General features: G+C 65.7%; 17 protein-coding genes. 15 read left to right on the forward strand and 2 right to left on the reverse strand.

The window, feature by feature from the left end; genetic code table 11:
* Positions 1-66 precede the first annotated feature (66 nt).
* From ACEVQ6_RS03060 to ACEVQ6_RS03085, 6 genes are all read left to right on the forward strand, one after another.
* On the forward strand, positions 67-969 hold the full coding sequence (locus ACEVQ6_RS03060) for a branched-chain amino acid ABC transporter permease (protein ID WP_374887433.1): 903 nt from the start codon (positions 67-69) through the stop codon (positions 967-969).
* 4 nt (positions 970-973) lie between these two features.
* Positions 974-2,530, forward strand: coding sequence for a high-affinity branched-chain amino acid ABC transporter permease LivM (livM, locus tag ACEVQ6_RS03065; protein ID WP_374887434.1), 1,557 nt, complete (start codon positions 974-976; stop codon positions 2,528-2,530).
* Entirely contained in the window at positions 2,530-3,402 is an 873-nt protein-coding gene (locus tag ACEVQ6_RS03070) for an ABC transporter ATP-binding protein (protein ID WP_374887435.1), read from the forward strand. The genes livM and ACEVQ6_RS03070 overlap by 1 nt, the downstream gene beginning before the upstream one ends.
* Positions 3,399-4,124, forward strand: a complete 726-nt coding sequence (locus ACEVQ6_RS03075) for an ABC transporter ATP-binding protein (RefSeq protein ID WP_374887436.1) — start codon at positions 3,399-3,401, stop codon at positions 4,122-4,124. Before ACEVQ6_RS03070 ends, ACEVQ6_RS03075 begins: the two co-directional genes overlap by 4 nt.
* A gap of 47 nt (positions 4,125-4,171) precedes the next feature.
* Positions 4,172-4,516 (forward strand): DUF6867 family protein, encoded by a 345-nt coding sequence (locus ACEVQ6_RS03080; protein ID WP_374887437.1) that lies wholly within the window; start codon positions 4,172-4,174, stop codon positions 4,514-4,516.
* 117 nt (positions 4,517-4,633) lie between these two features.
* Positions 4,634-5,749: a branched-chain amino acid ABC transporter substrate-binding protein gene (locus ACEVQ6_RS03085; protein ID WP_374887438.1), complete on the forward strand. Its 1,116-nt coding sequence runs from the start codon at positions 4,634-4,636 to the stop codon at positions 5,747-5,749.
* 758 nt (positions 5,750-6,507) lie between these two features.
* Here the strand turns inward: ACEVQ6_RS03085 and ACEVQ6_RS03090 are convergent.
* A complete protein-coding gene (locus ACEVQ6_RS03090) occupies positions 6,508-7,434 on the reverse strand; it encodes a response regulator (RefSeq protein WP_374887439.1) in 927 nt (308 codons plus the stop codon).
* The gene (locus ACEVQ6_RS03095) at positions 7,427-10,819 is read right to left on the reverse strand and encodes a hybrid sensor histidine kinase/response regulator (RefSeq protein ID WP_374887440.1); all 3,393 of its coding nucleotides are present in this window, start codon (positions 10,817-10,819) and stop codon (positions 7,427-7,429) included. The genes ACEVQ6_RS03090 and ACEVQ6_RS03095 overlap by 8 nt, the downstream gene beginning before the upstream one ends.
* Positions 10,820-11,123: 304 nt before the next feature.
* Here ACEVQ6_RS03095 and urtA point away from each other — a divergent pair, with 304 nt between their 5' ends.
* The 9 genes from urtA (at position 11,124) to ACEVQ6_RS03140 (ending at position 18,631) form a co-directional block, all read left to right on the forward strand.
* Entirely contained in the window at positions 11,124-12,413 is a 1,290-nt protein-coding gene (gene urtA / locus ACEVQ6_RS03100; protein ID WP_374887441.1) for an urea ABC transporter substrate-binding protein, read from the forward strand.
* Positions 12,414-12,587: 174 nt separating this feature from the next.
* On the forward strand, positions 12,588-14,204 hold the full coding sequence (gene urtB / locus ACEVQ6_RS03105; RefSeq protein WP_374887442.1) for an urea ABC transporter permease subunit UrtB: 1,617 nt from the start codon (positions 12,588-12,590) through the stop codon (positions 14,202-14,204).
* Complete coding sequence (gene urtC, locus ACEVQ6_RS03110; RefSeq protein ID WP_374887443.1) at positions 14,201-15,361, forward strand: urea ABC transporter permease subunit UrtC; 1,161 nt, start codon at positions 14,201-14,203, stop codon at positions 15,359-15,361. Before urtB ends, urtC begins: the two co-directional genes overlap by 4 nt.
* A gap of 4 nt (positions 15,362-15,365) precedes the next feature.
* Positions 15,366-16,127, forward strand: a complete 762-nt coding sequence (gene urtD / locus ACEVQ6_RS03115) for an urea ABC transporter ATP-binding protein UrtD (RefSeq protein ID WP_374887444.1) — start codon at positions 15,366-15,368, stop codon at positions 16,125-16,127.
* Positions 16,128-16,150: 23 nt separating this feature from the next.
* Complete coding sequence (urtE, locus tag ACEVQ6_RS03120; RefSeq protein ID WP_374887445.1) at positions 16,151-16,846, forward strand: urea ABC transporter ATP-binding subunit UrtE; 696 nt, start codon at positions 16,151-16,153, stop codon at positions 16,844-16,846.
* Between the two features lie 25 nt (positions 16,847-16,871).
* Positions 16,872-17,702 carry an urease accessory protein UreD gene (locus ACEVQ6_RS03125; protein ID WP_374887446.1) on the forward strand — a complete coding sequence of 277 codons (831 nt, stop codon included), beginning with the start codon at positions 16,872-16,874 and terminating at the stop codon, positions 17,700-17,702.
* Positions 17,703-17,748: 46 nt separating this feature from the next.
* Positions 17,749-18,051, forward strand: a complete 303-nt coding sequence (locus ACEVQ6_RS03130) for an urease subunit gamma (RefSeq protein WP_374887447.1) — start codon at positions 17,749-17,751, stop codon at positions 18,049-18,051.
* Between the two features lie 9 nt (positions 18,052-18,060).
* A complete protein-coding gene (locus ACEVQ6_RS03135; RefSeq protein ID WP_374887448.1) occupies positions 18,061-18,315 on the forward strand; it encodes a DUF1272 domain-containing protein in 255 nt (84 codons plus the stop codon).
* A 10-nt stretch (positions 18,316-18,325) separates the two neighbouring features.
* Positions 18,326-18,631, forward strand: a complete 306-nt coding sequence (locus ACEVQ6_RS03140) for an urease subunit beta (RefSeq protein ID WP_374887449.1) — start codon at positions 18,326-18,328, stop codon at positions 18,629-18,631.
* Position 18,632 lies beyond the last annotated feature (1 nt).

Raw genomic sequence — 18,632 nt, forward strand, 5'->3', positions numbered from 1 at the left:
GCTCGAACGAGCGTCAATAACAAGAGACCGGGCGGCACGATGCGGATCCGGTCCGGGGGAAGATGGATGCAGTACTTCGTGCAGCAGCTCGTCAACGGGCTGACGCTGGGTTCGATCTATGGCATGATCGCAATCGGCTATACTATGGTCTACGGCATCATCGGCATGATCAACTTCGCCCATGGCGATATCTTCATGCTGGGTGGCTTCGCGGCGCTGATCGCGTTTCTCATTTTGACCGGGCTGTTCGCCGGCGTTCCGGTCGTCATCGCTTTGCTGGTGATGCTGATCGTCGCCATGCTGATGGCGGGCCTGTGGAACTGGACGATCGAGAAAGTCGCCTACCGTCCGTTGCGCGGCTCGTTCCGCCTCGCGCCGCTGATCACCGCGATCGGCATGTCGATCGCGCTGTCGAACTTCATCCAGGTGACGCAGGGCCCGCGCAACAAGCCGATCCCGCCGCTCGTCTCCTCGGTCTACAACGTCTTCGGCATCTCTGTCTCGCTGAAGCAGATCCTGATCATCGTCATCACCGCGGCCCTCCTCTCGACCTTCTGGTACATCGTCCACCGCACGCCGCTCGGGCGCGCCCAGCGGGCGACCGAGCAGGACCGCAAGATGGCGGCGCTTCTCGGCATCGACGTCGACCGGACGATCTCGATCACCTTCATCATGGGGGCCGCGCTCGCCGCCGTCGCCGGCACGATGTACCTGATGTATTACGGCGTCGTCGTCTTCACCGACGGCTTCATCCCCGGGGTCAAGGCCTTCACCGCGGCCGTCCTCGGCGGCATCGGCTCGCTGCCCGGCGCCGTGCTCGGCGGTCTCCTCATCGGCCTGATCGAATCGCTTTGGTCGGCCTATTTCACCATCGACTACAAGGACGTCGCCACGTTCTCGATCCTGGCCATCGTCCTGATCTTCAAACCCTCGGGCATCCTGGGGCGTCCGGAAGTCGAGAAGGTCTGAACGAATGGCAACCACATCGCACAAGACGCAGGCCGTCGCCGGGGATCTCACGGCGCGGGCCTTCCGCGAGGCCTTCTATACCGGCATCGTCTCGCTCGGCCTCTTCATACTCTTCGTCGGGTTGAAGACGGACCAGAACATCCTGAACGAGCTCGTTCTCGTCCAGCGCTGGGGGCTGCTCGCCATCTTCGTTATCGTGGCGATGGTCGGCCGTTTCCTGATCGTCCTTTACGTCCAGCCCTTCATCGCCCGGCAGAAGGCGCTGGACGTGGTCACCGGCCTGCCGCCGTCGCCCTTCGCCTCGCGCTTCTTCACGCTGCCGGGCTTCATCGCGGCCGTCGCCGTCGCCGTCCTGCTCTTTGTCGTCGCCGGCCTCCTGCCGCCGATGCTGGGCGGCTATGCGACGCTGGTGCGCGGCCTCGCGATCATCTACGCCGTCGCGGCGATCTTCTACTATCTGCGTGTCTTCATCGGCGCCTACTTCGTGCCGCTGGCGATCGGCGCGCTCATCCTTTATCCGATGGCGATGGTGGCGATCTTCGGCGTGCAGGGCTCGCTGAAGTGGGTCGACAATTTCGGCGTGCAGATCCTGATCTACGTCATGCTCGGCTGGGGGCTGAACATCGTCGTCGGGCTCGCCGGCCTGCTCGACCTCGGCTATGTCGCCTTCTACGCGGTCGGCGCCTATTCCTACGCGCTTCTGTCGGACGCCTACGGGCTCTCCTTCTGGATCCTGCTGCCGATCGCCGGCATCCTCGCCGCCTTCTGGGGCATCATCCTCGGCTTTCCGGTCCTGCGGCTTCGCGGCGACTACCTCGCGATCGTCACGCTTGCCTTCGGCGAGATCATCCGCCTGGTGCTGATCAACTGGACGGAGGTCACCAAGGGCACCTTCGGCATCTCCGGCATCCAGAAGGCCTCGGTCTTCGGCATCTATTCGTTCGATGTTTCCGCGCCGAACAATTTCGCCAAGGCGTTCGGGCTGCCGATGTCGTCGGCCTATTACAAGATCTTCCTCTTCTACCTCATCCTGGCCTTGGCGCTGCTCACCGCCTATGTGACGATCCGGCTGCGCCGCATGCCGATCGGGCGGGCCTGGGAAGCGCTGCGCGAGGACGAGATCGCCTGCCGCTCGCTCGGCATCAACACGGTGACGACGAAGCTGACGGCCTTTGCCACGGGTGCGATGTTCGGCGGCTTCGCCGGCTCGTTCTTCGCCGCGCGCCAGGGCTTCGTCTCGCCGGAATCCTTCGTCTTCCTGGAGTCGGCCGTCATCCTGGCAATCGTCGTCCTCGGCGGCATGGGCTCGCTGGTCGGCATCGCGGTCGCGGCGGTGGTCATGGTCGGCGGAACGGAGATCCTGCGCGAGCTCGAATTCCTGAAACAGATCTTCGGCGCTGACTTCACGCCGGAACTCTACCGCATGCTGCTCTTCGGCCTCGCCATGGTGGTGGTGATGGTCTGGAAGCCGCGCGGCTTCGTCGGCTCGCGCGAACCGACCGCCTTCCTCCATGAGCGCAAGGCCGTCTCCGGCAGCTTTACCAAGGAAGGGCACGGCTGATGTCCAGCGCAGCAGCGTCCGGCAAGGACGTCATCCTGAAGGTCGATCACCTGTCGATGCGCTTCGGCGGCCTGATGGCGATCAACGACTTCTCCTTCGAGGCCTATCGCGGCGACATCACCGCGCTGATCGGCCCGAACGGGGCGGGCAAGACGACCGTGTTCAACTGCATCACCGGCTTCTACAAGCCGACGATGGGCATGATCGCGCTGAAGCAGAAGTCGGGCAAGGAATACCTGCTCGAGCGCCTGCCGGATTTCGAGATCACCAAGCGGGCGAAGGTCGCGCGCACCTTTCAGAACATCCGGCTGTTTTCCGGCCTGACCGTGCTCGAGAACCTGCTCGTCGCCCAGCACAACAAGCTGATGCTCGCCTCCGGCTACACGATCCTCGGCCTGCTCGGCTTCCCGGCCTATCGCGAGGCGTCGAAGCAGTCGATCGAGCTTGCCAAGGACTGGCTGGAGCGCGCCTCGCTGATCGACCGGGCCGACGATCCCGCCGGCGACCTGCCCTATGGCGCGCAGCGGCGGCTCGAGATCGCCCGTGCCATGTGCACCGGGCCGGAACTTCTCTGCCTGGACGAGCCGGCCGCCGGCCTCAATCCGCGCGAATCGCTGGCTCTCAACGATCTCCTGCGCGGCATCCGCAAGGACACCGGCACGTCGATCCTGCTCATCGAGCACGACATGTCGGTGGTGATGGAGATTTCCGACCATGTCGTGGTGCTCGAATATGGCCAGAAGATCTCGGACGGAAATCCGGATTTCGTGAAGAACGACCCCAAGGTCATCGCGGCCTATCTGGGTGTCGAGGACGATGAGGTCGAAGAGGTGATTGCCGAGGTCGAAGGCGAAACGGGGAGCGCGCAATGAGTGGGCCGCTGCTTCAGGTCAAGGCCGTCGAGACCTATTACGGCAATATCCGGGCGCTGGCCGGCGTCGACGTCGAGGTCAACCGCGGCGAGATCGTCTGCCTGATCGGCGCGAACGGCGCCGGCAAGTCGACGCTGATGATGACGATCTGCGGCAGTCCGCAGGCGCGCAGCGGGTCGGTGACCTTCGACGGGCAGGACATCACCCGCATGCCGACGCATGAGATCGCCCGGCTGCGCATCGCCCAGTCGCCGGAAGGGCGCCGCATCTTCCCGCGCATGACCGTCTACGAAAACCTGCAGATGGGCGCGAGCCTCGACAACCTCAGATATTTCAACGAGGACGTCGAGAAGATCTTCACGCTGTTCCCGCGGCTGAAGGAGCGGCAGGCCCAGCGCGGCGGCACGCTTTCGGGCGGCGAGCAGCAGATGCTGTCGATCGGCCGCGCGCTGATGGCGCGCCCGAAGCTGCTTCTCCTCGACGAGCCGTCGCTCGGCCTCGCGCCGCTGATCGTCAAGCAGATCTTCGCCGCGATCAAGGTGCTGAACCAGGAGCAGGGCCTCACCGTCTTCCTCGTCGAGCAGAACGCCTTCGCCGCGCTGAAGCTCTCCGACCGGGCCTATGTCATGGTCAACGGCAAGGTGACGATGAGCGGCGGCGGCAAGGAACTGCTCGCCAATCCGGAGGTGCGCGCCGCCTATCTCGAGGGCGGGCGGCATTGACGATGTCGATGAACGTGTTGTTGCGAACGGTCGCGGGATAGAACGCCATGCAGGGAATACTCTACGAAGAGCCGTCGATCTGGCAGTTCCTGTTCATCACGGTGATCATGGGCGGCTGGACCGCCTGGCGCACGGGAAAAAGCGTCGCCGAAGGCTGGCAGGAATACCGCACGGCGATCCTCTACACGCTGCTGCTCGGCGTCGCTATCCGCTTCATCCATCACGCCCTTTTCAACGGAACGATGTTCGCGCTGCAATACTATCTCGTGGACACGATCGTGCTTTTGCTGTTTTCTACGGCGGGCTTCCGGTTCTATCGCACGAACCAGATGGCGAACAATTACTATTGGCTCTATGAAAAGGCCTCGCCCTTTTCGTGGAAGAAAAAATAACGGGAACATGCCGTGCCCGCCCGCGTGGGCACGAGGCAGAAACGGCGGCGCAAGTGTGGTGGGAATTGCGCAAGCTGGCACGACCAGACCCGCTTTGAACAATTTGGGAGTAACACGATGAAAAAATCTCTTCTGTCGGCCGTGGCGCTGACGGCGATGGTCGCTTTCAGCGGCAATGCGTGGGCGGAGATCCTGGTCGGTGTCGCCGGCCCGCTGACGGGTCCGAACGCTGCCTTCGGTGCCCAGCTCCAGAAGGGCGCCGAACAGGCCGCCGCCGACATCAATGCCGCGGGCGGCATCAACGGCGAGCAGATCAAGATCGTGCTCGGCGACGACGTCTCCGACGCCAAGCAGGGCGTCTCGGTCGCCAACAAGTTCGTCGCGGACGGCGTGAAGTTCGTCGTCGGCCACTTCAACTCGGGCGTGTCGATCCCGGCCTCGGAAGTCTATGCCGAGAACGGCATCCTGCAGATCACCCCGGCCTCGACCAACCCGAATTTCACCGAGCGCGGCCTGTGGAACACGTTCCGCACCTGCGGCCGTGACGACCAGCAGGGCGCGGTTGCCGGTGCCTATATCGCCGCGAACTTCAAGGATGCGAAGGTTGCCGTCGTCCATGACAAGACGCCCTACGGCCAGGGCCTTGCCGACGAGACCAAGAAGGCGATGAACGCCGCCGGCGTGACGGAAGTCATCTACGAAGGCGTCAACATCGGCGACAAGGACTTCTCGGCCCTGATCGCCAAGATGAAGGAAGCCGGCGTCTCGCTCGTCTACTGGGGCGGCCTGCACACCGAGTTCGGCCTGATCGAGCGCCAGTCGGCCGACCAGGGCCTGAAGGCGACCTTCATGTCGGGCGACGGCATCGTCTCGAACGAACTGGCCTCGATCGCCGGCGACGCCGTCAACGGCACGCTGATGACCTTTGCTCCGGATCCGCGCAAGAACCCGGCCGCCAAGGACCTTGTCGAGAAGTTCCGCGCCGCCGGTTTCGAGCCGGAGGCCTATACGCTCTACTCCTACGCCGCCCTGCAGGTGATCGCCGAGGGCGCCAAGGCCGCCGGCGGCAGCGACACGATGGCCGTCGCCGAGGCGATCAAGGCCAAAGGCCCGTTCGCGACCGCGATCGGCGAGCTCGGCTTCGACGAAAAGGGCGACATCACCCGCCCGGACTACGTCATGTACGAGTGGAAGAAGGGTGACGACGGCAAGTTCACCTACGTCGAGAAGTAAGTCCGGCGCGGCCTTCGCCGCAACGGGATCGTGATCGCGCCGCGCATCCTCGAGGATGCGCGGCGTTTTTTATTTGCTGCACCCGGTTCACCTGCGGCAGTCGGCGGCGTCCTGTCTGTTCACGTCACGAAAAGCGGATGCGGCCGTCGACGGAAACGCGTCAGGGATGAAGCCTGGCGGACGGGAAGGCGGCTTCCGGGCCTCCGCTGCTCGCATCGCAACCCACCCTTTGCGGACCTTGTCCGCGAGGGCGCCGGAAAGGATCAGGAAGCGGGACGCGGAAGGACGCGACAGCGATCCGGACCACGGGCATTCACCGCAATGCGATGTCGATGCCTGGCGGCGTGGCGCAGCGATGGCTGCGATGCCGTCCGCTGCCTTTCCGCGATGCTGGCGACGATCCCGGCGCCTGCCATTGCACGACGCCGCTGTGCCCGCGCCCATGATCGGCCGTCCGGCTGACGCACGCCCTGTTGCTGCTGTTGCGGGCATCTGTGCCGCCCACCGAGGATCAAACCTATCAGGGGGTGCCGGCAAAGTTGACGCATTTCCCGCTGGAGTCGAATACCTTCCACAAAGGAGAACAACGCGGGATCCCGTGTCCACCGGACACGTTCCATCTCGTCACCGTCACCGGCGATGTCGTCCCCGCAAAGACACGAGGGCGCCGTCGGGGCGCCCGACGGCGAATTCCACGGGCGTTCGGCGGAGGCGCGAGGAAATTGCACGCATCATCTGCCTCTTCGTGCCGCCCGGGCCTACTGCGCCGCCCCGCGCAGGGCATCGGCGGCGCGCACCGCGGCCGAGGCCCGGTTCTCGACGCCGAGCTTGATGTAGATCTGCTCCAGGTGCTTGTTCACCGTGCGGGCGGACAGGCCGAGGATCTCGCCGATGTCACGGTTGGATTTTCCCTTGGCGATCCAGAGCAGCACCTGCGCTTCCCGCACCGTCAGCGCGAAGGCCTGGCGCAGCACCTCGTCGTCGGAAGTCTGGCTGAGGCGGGTGAGGCGGAAGAGGTATTCGTCGGCGCCGATCGCGCTGACGAAGCTCAGTTGCAGCGCCGCGTCCGGCGCCTCGTGCACGAGGAAAGGCTGGTCGCGGAATGCGGACCCCTGCCGCTCGCGTTCCGCCGCCCAGCCGGCGACGGCCCGGGACAGGAGGTCGAGGCCGTCGTCCCGGCCGGTCGCCGTGTTGACGAGCCGGGTCGCCTGCGGCGTCGACCAGCGGATGCTGCCGTTGCCGGAGACGGCGAGCAGGTGCCGCCCGGCGGCATCGAGTGCTGCCCGCGCGCTCTGCGCCGAGCGCGCATTGGCGAGATGCACCCGGATGCGGGCGCGCAGCTCGTCGATGTTGATCGGCTTCGACAGATAGTCGACGCCGCCCGATTCGAGCGCATGGACGATGTGCTCGGTCTCCGTCAGGCCGGTCATGAAGATCACCGGCACCGGGGCGATGCCGGGAAGGGTCTTCAGGCTGCGGCAGGTGTCGAAGCCGTCCATCCCCGGCATGACCGCATCCATCAGGATCACGTCGGGCGTGATGCGGTCGACGACCTTCAGCGCCGCATGGCCGGAGGTGGCGATGAGAACGGAGAAACCGGACTGCTCCAGCGCATCGGTGAGGAAGCCGAGCGTTTCGGGACTGTCGTCGACGATCAGCACGATGTCCCGGGGGGCCTCATTCACCGCCGCGTCTCCCCTCGCTTCCGATCCGGTTCAGGTAGTCGGCATAGCCGGCAAGGTCGAAGGCCGTCACATAGGCGCGCACCGCCTCGGTGAAGGGCCTGTTCTCGTGCTGCCGCGCCAGTTCGGCGAGCTTCGCCTCGATGCCGCGGATATAGCCGATCTCGCCGAGCCGCAGCAACTCCTCGACATGGGGGGTGCCGGGGGTGCGGACGACCGGCTTTTCCGGCAGGGGCACGCCCGGCGCCGGCTGCGTGTCGCCGTAGGTCCATTCGATGCGCAGGTGCACCGCGAGCCGGTCGTGCAACTGGCGGATGTCGAAGGGCTTGGCGAGCGTGTCGTTGTGGCCTGATTGTGCGCTTGCCGCCGAGCCGTCGCCGATATTGGCCGAGAGCATGACGATCGGCGCCGGCTGGCCGAGCTCCCGCAGCCGCGTCACGAGCTGCCAGCCGTTCATGCCGGGCATGCTGATGTCGATGAAGAAGAGGTCGGGCTTCACGCCTTCGATCAGCGTCAGGCAGGCATCGCCGCTGGCGGCCGTCAGCACGACGAAATCGAGCGGCATCAGCAGTTCGCGCATCAGTTCGCGATGATCCTCGTTGTCGTCGACGACGACGATGGTGCGGCGGGCCCCGAGATAGCCGCCGATGCGCTGGACGGAGGGCAGCGGCAGGCTCGGCCGCGCGATGGCCGACAGCATCAGCCGGATGCGGAAGGTGGAGCCGCGGTCACGCTCGCTTTCGACGGCGATCTCGCCTCCCAGCGTCTGGGTCAGCAGCCGCGTGATGGTCAGCCCGAGGCCGAGGCCCGGCATCGGCCGGACATGCTCCGCCTCGCCGCGCTGGAACGGTTCGAAGATGCGGGGCAGGTCGGCGGCGGCAATGCCCCGCCCGGTGTCGGTCACGGTGAAGGTCGCCACCTGGCTGCGATAGCCGACGGAAAAGCCGATCGTGCCGGCATCGGTGAACTTGATCGCGTTCGACAGCAGGTTGACGAGGATCTGGCGCAGCCGCTTCTCGTCGGTGCGCACATATTGCGGCAGGGCTGCGGCGCGGTGGTGCTCGAAGGCGAGCCCCTTGGCGATCGCCTGCGGCCGGAACATGTCGACGATCTGGTCGAGGAAGTCGCGGATGTTGATCTCGTTCGAATAGACCTGCAGCCGCCCCGCCTCGATCTTGGAAATGTCGAGCAGGCCGTCGATCAGGCCGGAAAGATGCTCGGCGCTGCGGCGGATGACGCGGATCGCCGATTGCCGCGGCGCGGGGATGGTCTCGTCGCGCTCGAGGATCTGGGCATAGCCGAGCACGGCGTTGAGCGGCGTGCGCAATTCGTGGGAGAGACCGACGACGTAGCGGCTCTTCGCCCGGTTGGCGGCCTCCGCCGTCTCCTTGGCGTTCTGCAGCGCAGCGTCGGTCTTGCGGTGCGCGGCGATCTCCTTGAGCAGCAGCGTGTTCTGGCGGGAGGATTCCTCCTCCGCCACCAGCCGGCTGTCATGGGCGAGCACGTAGAACCAGCTCGCCACACCGGCGACGACGGCGAAGACCGAGAAGACGATGGCGATGGTGCGCCAGACCACGTCCTCCGTCCCGGGCGAGGCGATGGCGGCCTGGTAGGCGATCATGGCGAGAATCCCGCCGATCGTGCCGATGGCGATGAGGGCGGTGATGGCGTAGCGGCCGAGCCTCGTCGAGAGCGGCGCGATCACGGTGGCAGGCAAAAGCGCCTTCGCCACCACCGCCGTCTGCGCGTTCAGCCGCGCATGCGGCTTGCACATGTCGTGGCAGCGGCTGTCGAGCGAGCAGCAGAGCGAGCAGATCGGTGCTGCATAGGCGGGACACCAGGCCATGTCCTCCGGCTCGAACGGGTGCTCGCAGATCGAGCAGGTGATCGAAGTGCGGGTCTTCCAGCCCGCGCGCGGCTTGCGGGCGAGATAGTAGCGGCCCTTGGTGGTGTAGGCGATGGCCGGCGAGGCGATGAAGGCGACGAGGAGGGCGAGATAGGGCGCCAGCGAGGCGGCGATGTCGCCGAAGGCGCCGAAATGGGCGATGAGCGCGATCGTCGCGGAGATCCCCATAGCGCCGACGCCGACAGGGTTGATGTCGTAGAGATGGGCGCGCTTGAACTCGATGCCGGGCGGCGCGAGGCCGAGGCGCTTGTTGACGAAGAGATCGGCGGAAATGGCCGAGAGCCAGGCCATGGCGATGATCGAGAAGATGCCGAGCGTCTCCTCCAGCAGGCGGTAGATGCCGAGCTCCATCAGGATCAGCGCGATGGCGACGTTGAACACAAGCCAGACGACGCGGCCGGGATGGCTGTGGGTGAGCCGCGAGAAGAAATTCGACCAGGCGAGCGAGCCGGCATAGGCGTTCATCACGTTGATCTTCAGCTGCGAGATGACGACGAAGGCGGCCATCAGCAGCATCGCCGCCGTCTCGTTCGGGATCATGTAGCCGAAGGCAGCCAGATACATGTGGGCCGGATCGGCCGCCTCGCCCGCCGGAACGCCGGTCGACAGCGTCAGCACGGCGAGGAAGGAGCCGGCGAGCAGCTTCGGCACGCCGAGCACCACCCAGCCGGAACCGGCGAGGAAGACGGCGATGCGATGGTGCAGCTTTCTCAGGCCCTCGGGCGGGAGGAAGCGCAGGAAGTCGACCTGCTCGCCGATCTGCGGCATCAGCGCCAGGATCACGGCGGAGGCGGCGCCGAACTCGACGAGGTCGAAGGGCGCCGGCCCGCCGATCTCGGCATTGGAATGGCCGATGCCGGCAAAGGCGCGCCAGAGGTCGATCTTCTCCCAGTCGAGAAAGGCGATGAAGACGAAGGGCAGGATGTTGAGGACGATCCAGAAGGGCTGGGTGACGAGTTGGAACCGCGAGATCAGCCGGATGCCGTAGGTGACGAGCGGGATGACCACCACGGCCGAGATGATGTAGCCGAGCCAGAGCGGAATGCCGAAGGCGAGCTCCAGCGCGCCGGTCATGATCGAGGCCTCGATCGCAAACAGCATGAAGGTGAAGCTCGCATAGATCAGCGAGGTCACCGTCGAGCCGATATAGCCGAAGCTCGCGCCGCGCGTGAGAAGGTCGATGTCGACGCCGTGGCGGATGGCGTAGCGGCTGATCGGCAGGCCGACGGCGAGCATCAGGACCGAGGCGACGACGGTGGCGAAGATGGCGTTGGTCGTGCCGTAAGAGAGCGTGATCGCGCCGCCGATCGCCTCCAGCGCCAGGAAGGAAATCGCCCCGATCGCCGTCTGCGAGATACGCTCCGAGGAAAACCGCCTCGCGCTCTTGGCGGTGAAGCGCAGCGCATAGTCTTCCAGCGTCTGGTTCGCGACCCAGCGATTGTAGGCGCGACGGACGGGAATGATGCGCTGACGTGCCGTCATGCCCAAAAAATGGCGCTCCTGCGGGAATGGTTATCGAACGGGCATCTTCAACAGAATCCGTCGCTTGGCAAGGGGCGTGGCCCCGGCGATCGCCGGTTGCTCCCCGCGGAAGGCTGACGTGGAGGCGCCCCTCGGGCCGGCGGCCGCGACGGGAGGGGAGCCGCCACCTGCGCCCGCCTTTCCCCTGACGCTACGTCAAATGACGTATGTTGCAGCGCACAGTTCAGCCCGATAGTCGCCCCAGGCAGCGGCTCAGGGGAAACATCCACCCCGCTGCGTCACGCTGGAACAGAGGGGAAAAACGATGACATCCAGGAGCCTGATCCACAGCGCCCTTATCGCCGGCATGCTGGCGACGACGGCCTTCCACGGCGCTTTCGCCCAGGAAGACACGATCAAGGTCGGCGTGCTGCACTCGCTGTCGGGCACGATGGCGATTTCCGAGACGACGCTGAAGGACACCGTCCTCTACCTGATCGACGAGCAGAACAAGAAGGGCGGCGTTCTCGGCAAGAAGCTCGAGGCCGTCGTCGTCGATCCGGCCTCCGACTGGCCGCTGTTTGCCGAAAAGGCGCGCGAGCTGATCGAGAAGGACAAGGTCGCCGCCGTCTTCGGCTGCTGGACCTCGTCCTCGCGCAAGTCCGTGCTGCCGGTCTTCGAGGAACTCAACTCGATCCTGTTCTACCCGGTCCAGTACGAGGGTGAAGAGTCCTCGCGCAACATCTTCTATACCGGGGCCGCCCCGAACCAGCAGGCGATCCCGGCCGTCGACTATCTGGCGAACACCGAAGGCGTCGAGCGCTGGGTGCTCGCCGGCACCGACTACGTCTATCCGCAGACGACCAACAAGATCCTCAAGGCCTACCTGCTCTCCAAGGGCGTGGCCGAGGAAGACATCATGATCAACTACACGCCCTTCGGTCATTCCGACTGGCAGACGATCGTCTCCGACATCAAGAAGTTCGGCTCCGCCGGCAAGAAGACCGCCGTCGTCTCGACGATCAACGGCGACGCCAACGTTCCCTTCTACAAGGAACTCGGCAACCAGGGCATCAAGGCGGAAGACATTCCGGTCGTCGCCTTCTCGGTCGGTGAGGAAGAACTCGCCGGTCTCGACACCGCGCCGCTCGTCGGCCACCTCGCCGCCTGGAACTACTTCCAGTCCGTCGACACCGAGATCAACGCCGAGTTCATCAAGTCCTGGCACACCTACATCAAGAACGACAAGCGCGTGACCAACGACCCGATGGAGGCGACCTTCATCGGCTTCAATGCCTGGGTCAAGGCCGTCGAGGCCGCCGGCACGACCGACACCGACGCCGTGCTCGACTCGATCATCGGCGTCTCCGTCCCGAGCCTGTCGGGCGGCTACTCCACCGTCATGCCGAACCATCACATCACCAAGCCGGTGCTGATCGGTGAAATCCAGGCCGACGGCCAGTTCGAGATCGTCCAGGAAACCCCGGCCGTCGTCGGCGACGAGTGGTCCGACTACCTGCCCGACTCGAAGGACCTGATCTCCGACTGGCGCAAGCCCATGTCCTGCGGCAACTTCAATGTCGCCACCGGCAAGTGCGGCGGCAAGGGAAGCTGATCCCTCGCGACATCCGATCCGGCGGGGCGCAGGGTCCGCGTGCGCTCCGCCCCGTGAGCCCTCTTCCCGATCTGCGGGGAGAGGGATTTTGATCGCCGCCGCAGCGAGCGCCTTTCGCGCTCCGGCGTCGCCTTCGACGGCGGCGGAAAAGCCGGCGGGAATGGGGGCGATACGATGTTCAGACCTTTCATCCGGTTCCTGATGGCCGGCCTGTTCCTGGCCGTCGCCGGGCTTGCCCAGGCGCAGTCCGGCGCCGACCCCAAGCCGCTGGTCGACGGGCTGGCGACGGCCGATTTCTCCGAGGCCGAACGCCTGATCGGCGAGATCGCCGCGACCGGCGATCCCCGCGTCGTGCCCGCGCTGGAGGCCTTCGCGGAGGGCGACCTCTATTTCCGCAAATCCGACAAGCTCGTCTTCATCGGCACATCCGCCTCGGGCGGCTATGATCTTGCCGATCCGCTGACGGGGGCGAGCGCCGGCAACGCGCCGCGTGCCCAGGTCACGAAGATCAGGGTCAACAACAATCTCCGCCGGGTCATCCGCGCAGCCCTTGGCGGGCTGACGCTTCTGTCGCCGGACCGCGCCGTGCGGCTGCAGGCCGCCGACGCCATCCTCAAGGCCCCGAGCGCGGACAATCTCGTCCTCGTCGAGGCGGCGATCGCCAAGGAGACGGATGCCGCCGTCAAGGCGCGCATGGAAGAGGCCCGCGCCGTGTCGCTGATCTCGTCCGACCGGCCGCTCGCCGAGAAGCGCCAGGCCGTCGCGACGATCAAGGCCTTCGGCGGGCGCGATGCGATCTCCATCCTGACCCAGGCGGGTGCCGCCGCCGATCCGGAACTCAAGGCCGACATCGACGCCGCCATCACCGCGATCGAGGACGAGCAGGCGCTCTGGGACATGGCGCAGAACGTCTGGTACGGCCTGTCGCTCGGCTCCGTACTGCTGCTCGCCGCCATCGGCCTTGCCATCACCTTCGGCGTCATGGGCATCATCAATATGGCCCATGGCGAGATGGTCATGCTCGGCGCCTACACCACCTTCGTCGTCCAGGACGTGATCCGCTCGTCCTTTCCCGGCGCCTTCGAATGGTCGCTGGCGATCGCCCTGCCGCTCGCCTTCCTCGTCACCGGCGCGGTCGGCCTCGTCATCGAGCGCGGCGTCATCCGCTTCCTCTACGGCCGGCCGCTGGAAACGCTGCTCGCCACCTGGGGCCTGTCGCTGATCCTGCAGCAGGCGATCCGCACGATCTTCGGGCCGACCAACCAGGAGGTCGGCAATCCGTCCTGGATGTCCGGTTCCTTCCCGCTCGGCGGCATGACCATCACCTGGAACCGCATGTGGATCGTGCTGTTCTCGCTTTCGGTCTTCTTCGCCCTGCTCGTCCTCCTCAAACGCACCAGCTTTGGCCTGCAGATGCGCGCCGTGACGCAGAACCGGCGCATGGCCTCCTCGATGGGCATCCGCACGCCCTGGGTCGACGCCTTCACCTTTGCTCTGGGTTCGGGCATCGCCGGGGTCGCCGGGGTGGCGCTCAGCCAGATCGACAACGTCTCGCCGAATCTCGGCCAGAGCTACATCATCGACAGTTTCATGGTCGTGGTCTTCGGGGGCGTCGGCAATCTCTGGGGAACGCTGGTCGGGGCGCTCTCGCTCGGCATCCTCAACAAGTTCCTCGAGCCCTCGGTCGGCGCCGTTCTCGGCAAGATCCTGGTGCTCGTCCTTATCATCCTCTTCATCCAGAAACGTCCGCGCGGCCTGTTCGCGCTCAAGGGAAGGGCGGTGGAAGCATGATCACGAGCTTCATCCTGCGCGCGCTTGAAGGCCGCATCCTCGTCGCCGTCGCCATTCTTCTCGGCGTCGCCGCCCTGGTACCGATGCTCAATCTCCTGATGCCGGCCGGCAGCCCGTTCCACGTGCCCACCTATGTCATGGCGCTGATGGGCAAGTATCTCTGCTATGCGCTTCTCGCGCTGGCGCTGGACCTCGTCTGGGGCTATTGCGGCATCCTCTCGCTCGGCCACGGCGCCTTCTTCGCGCTCGGCGGCTATGCGATGGGCATGTACCTGATGCGCCAGATCGGCTCGCGCGGCGTCTACGGCAACCCGATCCTGCCGGACTTCATGGTCTTCCTCAACTGGAAGGAATTGCCCTGGTTCTGGCATGGCTTCGACATGTTCTGGTTCGCCATGATTATGGTGCTGGTCGTGCCCGGCCTGCTCGCCTTCGTCTTCGGCTGGTTCGCCTTCCGCTCGCGGGTCAACGGCGTCTACCTCTCGATCATCACCCAGGCGATGACCTATGCGCTGCTGCTCGCCTTCTTCCGCAACGACATGGGCTTCGGCGGCAACAACGGTCTCACCGATTTCAAGGAGATCGTCGGCTATTCTGTGCAGGCCGACGGCACGCGCGCCGTGCTCTTCGCACTGTCGGCGATCATGCTGGCGCTCTGCCTCGTCATCGCCTCCGCCATCGTGCGGTCGAAATACGGCAAGGTGCTGGTCGGCGTGCGCGATGCCGAAAGCCGCACCCGCTTCCTCGGCTACCGGGTGGAAAACATCAAGCTTTTCGCCTTCGTCGTCTCGGCGATGATGGCGGGCATCGCCGGCGCCCTGTTCGTGCCGCAGGTCGGCATCATCAATCCGGGCGAATTCGCGCCTGCCAATTCCATCGAAGTGGTCATCTGGACGGCGGTCGGCGGCCGCGGCACGCTGATCGGCCCGATCATCGGCGCCATCGTCGTCAATTTCGGCAAGAGCTTCTTCACCGGCGCCTTCCCGGAACTGTGGCTGTTCGCGCTCGGCGGCCTCTTCGTCGCCACGACGCTGTTCCTGCCGAAGGGCATCGTCGGCACGGTGCAGCAGGTGATGAAAAACAGGCGCGAGCACCGCGCGGCGCGCGAGAAGAGCACCGTCGCGCTGGCCGATGCCAGCGCCCAGGCAGCGGAGTAAGACCATGAACGTCGTCGGTGACAGCAAGTCGGCCAGCCTCCTCTACCTCAACGGCGTCTCCGTCGCCTTCGACGGCTTCAAGGCGATCAATTCGCTCTCCATGGTCATCGAGCCCGGCGAGCTCCGGGCGATCATCGGCCCGAACGGCGCCGGCAAGACGACGATGATGGACATCATCACCGGCAAGACGCGACCGGATTCCGGCGAGGTCTTCTTCGAGGGCAAGGTCGACCTCACCACCAAGGACGAGGCCGAGATCGCCCAGCTCGGCATCGGGCGGAAGTTCCAGAAACCGACCGTGTTCGAAAGCCACACCGTCTGGGACAATATCGAGCTGGCGCTGAACCGGAAGCGCGGCGTCTTCGCCACGCTGTTCTACACGCTGACGGCCGGCGACAAGGCGCGCATCGAGGAGATCCTGCAGACGGTGCGGCTGACGCATCGCAAGGACGAACTTGCCGGCGGCCTGTCGCACGGGCAGAAACAGTGGCTGGAGATCGGCATGCTGCTGGCGCAGGAGCCGAAGCTGCTGCTCGTCGACGAGCCGGTCGCCGGCATGACCGATGCCGAGACGGTGGAGACGGCGATCCTGCTCAAGGAAATCGCCAAGACACGCTCCGTCATCGTCGTCGAGCACGACATGGGCTTCATCCGCGACCTCGGCGTCAAGGTCACCTGCCTCGCCGAAGGCTCCGTGCTGGCCGAGGGCTCGATCGATTTCGTCTCGAACGACCCCAAGGTCATCGAAAACTATCTGGGGCGCTGACGCCGCTTACGAGGGAAAACGCGATGCTCACCGTCGACAACATCAACCTGCATTACGGCGCCGCCCAGGCGCTGCGCGGCGTGTCGATCACGGCGCCGCCGGCGAAGATCACCTGCGTGCTCGGCCGCAACGGCGTCGGCAAGACCTCGCTGCTCCGCGCCGTCACCGGGCGTCAGCCGGTCAGCGCCGGCACCGTCACCTTCAACGACAAGGTGCTGAACGGCATGGCCGCCTTCAACCGCGCCCGCGAGGGCGTCGGCTTCGTGCCGCAGGGCCGCGAGATCTTCCCGCTGCTCACCGTCAAGGAAAACCTCGAGACCGGCTATGCGCCGGTGGCGCGCAAGGACCGCTTCATCCCGGACGACATCTTCAGCCTGTTCCCGGTCCTGAACACGATGCTCGGCCGGCGCGGCGGCGATCTTTCGGGCGGCCAGCAGCAGCAGCTCGCCATCGGCCGGGCGCTGGTGACACGGCCGAAGATCCTCGTGCTCGACGAGCCGACCGAAGGCATCCAGCCCTCGATCATCAAGGATATCGGCCGGGCGCTGAAATACCTGCGCGACAGCACCGGCATGGCTATTCTGCTTGTGGAACAATACCTTGACTTCTGCCGCGAGCTTGCCGACCATGTCTACATCATGGATCGCGGCGAGATCGTGCACCAGGGGCCGGCGGAGACGCTGGATACGGCGGAAGCGCGCCGGCACCTGACGGTCTGACGTCGCCGGCACGCGGATGGCAGGCATGGGAAAGATGGCGGCAGTCGCCCCGCAAAGGGCATGGGGCAGGGGGCGGCTGACGGCCAAACCCTTCGCCGGGCGCACGCGCATTGCAGAACTCTACCAGGAGGGCTGCGCCAAGATCCGCCTGCCCTCCACCTTCGATCACGCGATGGAAGCCGTGCTGATCAACAGTTCCGGCGGCTTGACCGGCGGTGATTACATGGACTGGGCGTTTTCGGCGGGCGCAGGAACCGACCTGACGCTGACGACGCAGGCCTGCGAAAAGCTCTACAAGGCGAGCGGCGGCACCGCGGAGGTGTCCGTCTCCATCCAAACCGGCAGCGGGACGACCGTCGCCTGGCTGCCGCAGGAAACGATCCTCTTCGACCGCGCGTCACTGACCCGGACACTGGAGGCGTCGCTTGCCGCCGATGCCACGTTTCTCGCGGTCGAGGCGGTGCTGCTCGGCCGCAAGGCGATGGGCGAGGCGATGACGGCGGGACTTTTCCGCGACCGCTGGCGGATCATGCGCGGCGGCCGGCTGATCCATGCGGAAAACCTGTGTTTCGAAGGCGACATCGCAGGGCTGACGGCGGAGGCGGCCGTGCTCGGCGGGCGCTCCGCCTTTGCCACGCTGTTTTACACCGGGCCGGACTGCGAGGCGCTCGTCGGTGGGATGCGGGGGGTGATCCCGGCGGAGGCCGGCGGGGTCAATGCCTGGCAGGTCGCCGGCCACGACAAGATCGTCGCGCGGCTCGCGGCGCCGGACGGTTTCGCCTTGAGAAAAATCCTGATCCCGCTGATTTCGCACTTGCGCAAAGGCGCCTCAGTGCCGAAAGTCTGGCATCTCTGATCCGGCCGATGACACGACCCATGACACGCAAGGACTGGACGACGGCATGAACCTCACCCCCCGCGAAAAAGACAAGTTGCTGATTTCCATGGCGGCCATGGTCGCCCGACGGCGGCTGGAGCGCGGCGTCAAGCTCAACCATCCGGAAGCGATCGCGCTGATCACCGACTTCGTCGTCGAGGGCGCGCGCGACGGCCGTTCCGTCGCCGAACTGATGGAGGCCGGGGCCCATGTGATCGCCCGCGACCAGGTGATGGAGGGTATCCCGGAGATGATCCACGACATCCAGATCGAGGCCACCTTTCCGGACGGCACCAAGCTCGTCACCGTCCACGAACCGATCCGCTGAGGCCTCGCGATGCTTTCGCTGCGCCCCAACTGCGAATGCTGCGACCGCGACCTCCCGCCGGAGAGCCGCGACGCGATGATCTGCACCTTCGAGTGCACGTTCTGCACGGCCTGCGCCACGGATGTTTTGGACGGCATCTGCCCGAACTGCGCCGGCGAACTGGTGCGTCGTCCGGTGCGCCCCGCCGCGAAGCTCCTGGCATGGCCGGCATCGACTGAACGCGTGCTGAAACCCGCCGGCTGCCGGCCCATGCAAGCGGTATGAGGAGAAAACCATGATCCCGGGTGAAATCATCGCCGCCGCCGGCGAGATCGAGCTGAATGCCGGCCTCGACAGCGTCAGCATCGACGTGTCGAACACCGGCGACCGGCCGGTGCAGGTCGGCAGCCACTATCACTTCGCCGAAACCAATGCCGGGCTGTTCTTCGATCGCGACGCCGCCCATGGCCGTCGCCTCGACATTCCCGCGGGCACCGCCGTGCGCTTCGAGCCCGGCCAGACCCGCAGCGTGTCGCTGATCCCGATCGGCGGCAAGCGCGAGATCTACGGCTTCCGCCAGAAGGTCATGGGGAAACTCTGAG

Origin of the sequence: Ensifer soli (genome assembly GCF_041928815.1) — a bacterium.
GTDB lineage: Bacteria > Pseudomonadota > Alphaproteobacteria > Rhizobiales > Rhizobiaceae > JBHFEI01.